We start from the raw sequence: 6,136 nt of genomic DNA, 5'->3' as shown, positions 1-6,136 counted from the left end.
CCGCCCGACCCCCCCCGCCGGCAGCCCGCGGTCCGCCCCCCCCCCCCCCGGGGGGGGGGGGCGGGGGGGGCCGGGGGGGGGGGGGGGCCCCCGCGGCGGGGCCCCCACCCCTCGTACGTGTACCGGTCGTCCGGGCGCCGGCGGGTCAGTGCCCCGTGGAGCCGTCGTCCGCCGCCGTGTTCCCGGCCTCCGCCGCCAGCGTCCTGGCCCGCCTGGTGATCACCACGGCGGCGGCCGTCGCGCTGGCGGCGAAGGCGACGGGGACCATCCAGTGCCGGTCGAGCACATGGCAGGTGGCGTGGTCGAGGGAGTAGCGGCCCGCGCCCGCCAGCCCGAGGGAGGCGGCCGTCCAGCCGAGGAAGCCCGGGTACTCGAAGCCGCCCGACTGGGCGAAGAACCCGCTGGGCGCGTGCACGGCCGCCGCGCCCGCCATGCCGCCCGCGACCGCCGCGCCGGCCGCGGGGACGGCGAGGCCGAGCGCCAGCAGGACGCCGCCGCCCGTCTCGGCGATCCCGGAGGCGAGGGCGCTCTCCCGGCCGGGGCGGAACCCCATGGCCTCCATTCCCTGGGCTGTTCCGTCGAGCCCGGCGCCGCCGAACCAGCCGAACAGTTTCTGCGTACCGTGTGCGGCGAGCACCGCGCCGGTGCCCAGTCGCAGGGCGAGAAGGCCGAGGTCGCGTCGGACGGAACAGGTCATGGCGGGGCTCCAGGGGGTGTCGGCGGCACGGACGGTCCAGGGCGTACGCCTCCACTCTCGGCCGCGCGGCGCGGGAGGGGGATCCGTTGCTGGGCCGTACGGGTCTCGCGTACCGCACGGCCGGCGGACGTACCGGTCGGGCCGCCTCCGTCACTCCTGCCAGTCGGCCAGTTCCGGCATGGCCTCGGGGTTGACCCTCACCCCGACACCGGGAGCCGTGGGCAGTCCGGGCACACCGCCGACGATCTCCGGTTCGCCGAGGAAGAGTGCGTCGACGCGCTGGTCGCCGCCCCAGTACGACGGGTTGGTGAGGTGTTCGATCCAGCCGCAGTTGGGCTGGGAGAGCACGACGTGCAAGGTGGCCGCCGAGTACACGTGGGGGATGACCTCGATGCCCGATCCCGAGGCCATCTGGCAGACGCGGCGCAGTTCGGTGATGCCTCCGACACGGTGGACGTCGGGCTGCAGGACATCGGCGGCCCCGGCGTTCAGCAGGTGCTGGAAGCCGTGCCGGGTGAACTCGTGCTCCCCGGTCGCGATGGGGACCAGCCCCAGGTCGCGGAGGATCGCGTGGCCGGAGATGTCGTCGGGGATGAGCGGCTCCTCCACCCAGCGCAGCCCCAGGCCCGCCAGTCCGCGCAGCATGGCGGTGGCGAACGGGCGGTCCCAGCCCATGTAGGCGTCGCTCATCAGCTCGATGCCGTCGTCGAGTTCGTCGCGGATCGCCTCGATGTAGCGGAGATTGGCCAGCAGTCCGGTGCGTCCGTCGGCCGGGCCGTAGGGGAAGTTGGCCTTGACGCCGGTGTAGCCGCGCTCGGCGTAGTCACGTGCCATCCGGCGCACTTCACGCAGGTCTTCGTCGGGCTGCACCTTGCTGGCGTAGGCGCGCACGCTCTTGCCCGAGGGGCCGCCGAGGAGTTCGTACACGGGCCGGCCCGCGGACTTGCCGACCGCGTCCCAGACGGCGATGTCGATGGCGCTCATCGCCTCGACGGCGGCGCCCTTGCGGCCGTACACGATAGAGGAGCGGTACATCTGCTCCCAGATCTGTTCGGTGGCGGTGGCGTCCAAGCCGGTCGCGATCCGGCCCAGATGGGCGTTGACCATCAGGGTGGCGGCGCCGATGCCGTCCTCGGAGTAGCCGAGGCCGGTGGTGCCGTCCGCCAGGGTGACACGGACGACGACCACGCCCTGCGGCCAGGTGTACCAGGACCAGCCCTCGCCCCGGCGCGGGAACTCGTTCATCGGGCTCGGTCCGCGCACGCTCCGCTGCTGCTGCCAGAAGTTCCCCCACATCGAGCGGGCGACATGCCGTGCTTCAACGCTGACGATCTCCACGTCAAACCTCATTGCTAGGTGGATGGTGCGGGTGCCGGGTGGTGGGTGGCGAGCGGTGGACGCGCGCCGCCGACCCGTTGACATGGTAAGCGGAAGCACACTACTTTTTGCATATGCTGCGACGGTGTTGCAAATATTGCAACGCACTGACAGGTTCGACGACTCGTCAGGCACCGGCCGCGGTGGACCATCGAGAAGGCGGTTGGCAGTGAACGCACAGACCATGCAGGCCATCAGGTGGGCCGGCCCCGGGGAATTGGCGCAGGACACCGTGCCCGTCCCCGAGCCGGCTCCTGGCCAGGTCCTGGTCGAGGTCACCCGGGTCGGCATCTGCGGCTCCGACCTCGCGATCTGGCACGGTGAGCACGCCCGGGCCCGGCCCGGGGTGATCATCGGGCACGAGTTCGTCGGGGTCGTCGCGGACGCGCCGGGCAACGAAACACTCCCCGTCGGCACCCGGGTCGCGATCCGCCCGCTCATCGCCTGTCACGACCGGGGCACCACACCGCCGTGCGGACCCTGCGCCTCCGGCAACTCCCATGTCTGCGCCACGCTCGGCCTCTACGGGGTCGACGAGCCGGGCGGGCTCGCGCAGTACGTCCGGGTCCGGGCCGGGGCCGCCCACCCCCTGCACGGCGACGTGCCCGACGACCTCGCCGTCCTGGCCGAACCGCTCGCCGTCGCCGTCCACGCGGTCGCCCGCTCCGGTCTGAGCGCCGGTGACACGGTCGCGGTCTTCGGCGCCGGACCGATCGGCCTGCTCACCGCTCTGGTGGCCCGCCACCGCGGCGCACGCCAGGTGGTCCTGGTGGAACCCAACGACTGGCGCGGGCGCATCGCCGAGGAGCGCGGCTTCACCGTGCTGCCGGCCGGGGCGGACGCCCCGCGGCGGGTACGGGAGGTCACCGGCGGCGGGGGCGCGGACATCGTCTTCGACTCCGCCGGCCACGCCGCCGTCGCCCTGCAGGTCACGGAGGCCGCCCGGATCCAGGGCACCATCGTCGTCGCGGGCGTCCACAAGCGGCCCCCGGCCGTCGACCTGCGCACGGTCAACTTCGCCGAACAGCGCCTGATCGGCACCCGGGTCTACTCACGCGAGGACTTTCTGGCCGCGATCGCACTGCTGGAGACCGACGAACTGGGCCTCGCGGCCCTCCCCACCACCGCCTTCCCGCTCTCCCGGAGCGAGGACGCCTTCCACGCCGCAGGGCGGGGCGAGGGCAGTGTCAAGGTCCTCATCGCCCCGAACCGCATCGGAGACTGATCCCCCATGACCGCATCCCATGGATCCGCCCCCACGCCCGCACCGGGCGCCTGGGTCGTCGGAGGCTCCAGCGGTATCGGCCGCGCCACCGCCGCCCGGCTGGCCCGCGACGGATACGAGGTCGTGGTCTCCGGACGCCGCGCGGAACTCCTCGACGCCGTCGTCCGGGACATCACGGCGGACGGCGGACGAGCCCGCGCCGTGCCCGTCGACGTCACCGACACCGCCTCCCTCACCGCCGCGTACGCCCGGATCACCGCGGAACTCGACGGGCCCCTCGAACTCCTCGTGTGCTCGGCCGGGACCAACGTCCGCAACCGCTGGTGGTCCGACCTCACCGCCGCCGACTTCGACCGGGTCGTCGACACCAACCTCCACTCGGTCACCCGCTGCGCCCTCACCGTCCTCCCCGGCTTCCGGCGGGCGGGCTTCGGGCAGATCGTCGTCGTCTCCTCCTGGGCCGGATGGCAGTACATGTCCGCCGCGGGCGCCGCCTACAGCGCCGGCAAGACCGCCCTCGGAGCGCTGGTGCAGACCCTCAACGACCAGGAGGGCAGGTCCGGCGTCCGCGCCACCCACCTGTGTCCCGGCGAGGTCGCCACCGACATCCTGCGCACCCGGCCCGTCCCCCCGCCCGAGGAGGAGCTGGCCCGCATGCTCGACCCCGACGACGTCGCCGAGGCGATCGGCTGGCTGGCCGGCCTGCGCGCGAAGGTGTGCGTCAACGAACTCGTCCTCACCCCCGTCCACAACCGCATGTACGTGGACACCAGCGCCTACCCGCCCCAGGAGGCATGAGCGTGGCCGTGCGACTGACCGCCGTGGTCACCGACGAGAACGTCTGGCCCTGGCTCCGTGACGACACCACCCTCGCCGACCACGGCGTGGACGCGCGGTTCGTCCCCCTGGACGACACCGGGCGCCTCGCCCGGGAGCTGGCCGCCGCCGACGCCTGTGTCAGTGTGTTCTTCCCCGCAGAGCCGGCCCGGCACGCCGGGAACCGGCTGCGCTTCCTCCAGATCACCGCCGCCGGAACCGACCACATCGCCTGGCCGGAACTGCCCGCCACGATCACGGTCGCCAACGCCTTCGGCCACGGCCGTTCCGTCGCCGAACACGTGCTGATGACCGTACTGGCCAGCCGCAGACACCTGCTGTGGCGTGACGCGCGGCTGCGCCAGGGCCACTGGCACACCCGTCTGGTCGACCCGGACGCGCCCACGTTCCGCAATCTGCCCGGCACCACGGTCGGCATCGTGGGGCTCGGCCACGTGGGCCGCTCGGTCGCGCACCTGTGCACGGCCGTCGGCATGCGCCCCGTCGGCATCCGGCGCTCCGCGACCGCCCGTACCACCGACGATCCCGACTTCGCCTGGACCGACGGCCCGCACGCCCTCCCCGGCCTGCTCCAGGAGAGCGACGTCCTGGTGCTGGCCTGTCCCCTGGACGACTCCACGCGCCACATGATCGGCGCTCCCGAACTCGATCTGCTGGGACCCGACGGCCTCCTGGTCAACGTCGGCCGCGGCGGGCTGGTCCAGGAGGAATCCCTCTACGACGCCCTGCGCAGCGGGCGGCTGGGCGCGGCCGCACTCGACGTGTGGACCACCCCGGCAGCCGCCGACCCCACGCCCGCCTCCCCGCTGCCCTTCCACACCCTCACCAACGTGATCATGACGCCGCACTGCTCCGCCACCGCCGAGGACACCTACCGCGACCGTGCGCGGGAGGTCGCCGACAACCTCTGCCGCCTGTCCACGGACCGACCCCCGCGCAACGTGGTCCGCGCGGGCGGCCAGGGCGCGGTGACCCGCCGATGAGCCGGACCCGCCCCACCGCCCCCGCCGTCGCCCCGACCGACGCCCTGACCATCGGCGAGACCATGGTCATGGTCACCCCGCAGGAGGGCGGCCGGCTCGACGCCGACTCGACCTTCGTCCTGCGGCCCGGCGGCGCCGAGTCCAATGTGGCCGCCCTCCTCGCCGAACTCGGCCACTCCACCCACTGGGCCGGCGCCCTGGGCGCCGACCGGCTGGGGGATCTCGTCACCTCCGTGCTCACCGGCCACGGCGTGGACACCTCCCGGGTGCGCCGCGATCCGCACCTGCCCACCGCCGTCTACTTCAAGGACCCCACACCGCACGGCACCGAGGTCGCCTACTACCGCGGCGGCTCCGCCGCCACCAGCATGTCCACGGCCGACCTCGCGGCCTGGCGCACACTCAGCCCGCGCGTCGTCCACCTCTCCGGTGTGCTGCCCGCCCTGTCGGCCAGTTGCGCCGAACTCACCCGGCACATCCTGTACGACCGGCCGTGGGGCGACACCCCCGTCAGCTTCGACGTGAACCACCGCCCCGTCCTGTGGCAGCGCGCCGGTACCGGCCGTACGGACTCCGAGGACGAGGCCGCGCATTCCTTGCTGGACCTCGCCCGGCACAGCGACATCGTCTTCGTCGGACGTGACGAGGCGGCCGCGCTGTGGGGCACCACCGACGCCGAGAGCGTGCGCGCCCTCATCGACACACCGCGGCACCTCGTCGTGAAGGACGCCGCCGTCGAGGCGGTCGCCTTCGGCGACCGCGGCACCGTACGCGTACCGTCCCGGCGGGTGCGCGTCGTCGACGCCGTCGGCGCGGGGGACGCCTTCGCGGCGGGCTGGCTGAGCGGATGGCTGCACGGACAGCATGAAACCCTCTGCCTGAGGCTCGGACACTACGCCGCCGCGCAGGTCCTCGCCTCCGCCTCCGACCTGGCGACGCTCCCGTCCGCCCGGGAAGTGATCGCCCTGCTGGAGGACGAGTCCCGCCGCACCGTCCAGGCCAGGAACTGAGGAATCT

6 protein-coding genes are annotated in these 6,136 nt (G+C 73.5%); 4 read left to right on the top strand and 2 right to left on the bottom strand.

Translation table 11 applies throughout. From position 1 onward, the window contains the following. Positions 1-145: 145 nt before the first annotated feature. Positions 146-697, bottom strand: coding sequence for a DoxX family protein (locus ACIQ7D_RS03635; protein ID WP_403933194.1), 552 nt, complete (start codon positions 695-697; stop codon positions 146-148). 150 nt (positions 698-847) lie between these two features. After that, complete coding sequence (locus tag ACIQ7D_RS03630) at positions 848-2,035, bottom strand: enolase C-terminal domain-like protein (RefSeq protein WP_403933192.1); 1,188 nt, start codon at positions 2,033-2,035, stop codon at positions 848-850. 208 nt (positions 2,036-2,243) lie between these two features. Between ACIQ7D_RS03630 and ACIQ7D_RS03625 the strand changes: the two genes are divergently transcribed. Genes ACIQ7D_RS03625 through ACIQ7D_RS03610 form a run of 4 tightly spaced genes read left to right on the top strand, consistent with a single transcriptional unit; the run spans position 2,244 to position 6,129 of the window. Further along, on the top strand, positions 2,244-3,299 hold the full coding sequence (locus ACIQ7D_RS03625; RefSeq protein WP_403933191.1) for a zinc-binding dehydrogenase: 1,056 nt from the start codon (positions 2,244-2,246) through the stop codon (positions 3,297-3,299). A 6-nt stretch (positions 3,300-3,305) separates the two neighbouring features. Next, positions 3,306-4,097 (top strand): SDR family oxidoreductase, encoded by a 792-nt coding sequence (locus tag ACIQ7D_RS03620; RefSeq protein ID WP_403933189.1) that lies wholly within the window; start codon positions 3,306-3,308, stop codon positions 4,095-4,097. Next, positions 4,094-5,119, top strand: a complete 1,026-nt coding sequence (locus tag ACIQ7D_RS03615; RefSeq protein WP_403933187.1) for a 2-hydroxyacid dehydrogenase — start codon at positions 4,094-4,096, stop codon at positions 5,117-5,119. Before ACIQ7D_RS03620 ends, ACIQ7D_RS03615 begins: the two co-directional genes overlap by 4 nt. After that, entirely contained in the window at positions 5,116-6,129 is a 1,014-nt protein-coding gene (locus tag ACIQ7D_RS03610; RefSeq protein ID WP_403933185.1) for a sugar kinase, read from the top strand. Before ACIQ7D_RS03615 ends, ACIQ7D_RS03610 begins: the two co-directional genes overlap by 4 nt. Positions 6,130-6,136 lie beyond the last annotated feature (7 nt).

Origin of the sequence: Streptomyces sp. NPDC096310, from assembly GCF_044763125.1 — a bacterium.
GTDB lineage: Bacteria > Actinomycetota > Actinomycetes > Streptomycetales > Streptomycetaceae > Streptomyces.
This window is presented reverse-complemented; position numbering and strand designations above follow the sequence as displayed.

Coding starts and splice junctions, on each gene's coding strand:
- ACIQ7D_RS03635 (WP_403933194.1), bottom strand. CDS start 697: ATGACCTGTTCCGTCCGACGCGACCTCGGCCTTCTCGCCCTGCGACTG.
- ACIQ7D_RS03620 (WP_403933189.1), top strand. CDS start 3,306: ATGACCGCATCCCATGGATCCGCCCCCACGCCCGCACCGGGCGCCTGG.
- ACIQ7D_RS03615 (WP_403933187.1), top strand. CDS start 4,094: ATGAGCGTGGCCGTGCGACTGACCGCCGTGGTCACCGACGAGAACGTC.
- ACIQ7D_RS03610 (WP_403933185.1), top strand. CDS start 5,116: ATGAGCCGGACCCGCCCCACCGCCCCCGCCGTCGCCCCGACCGACGCC.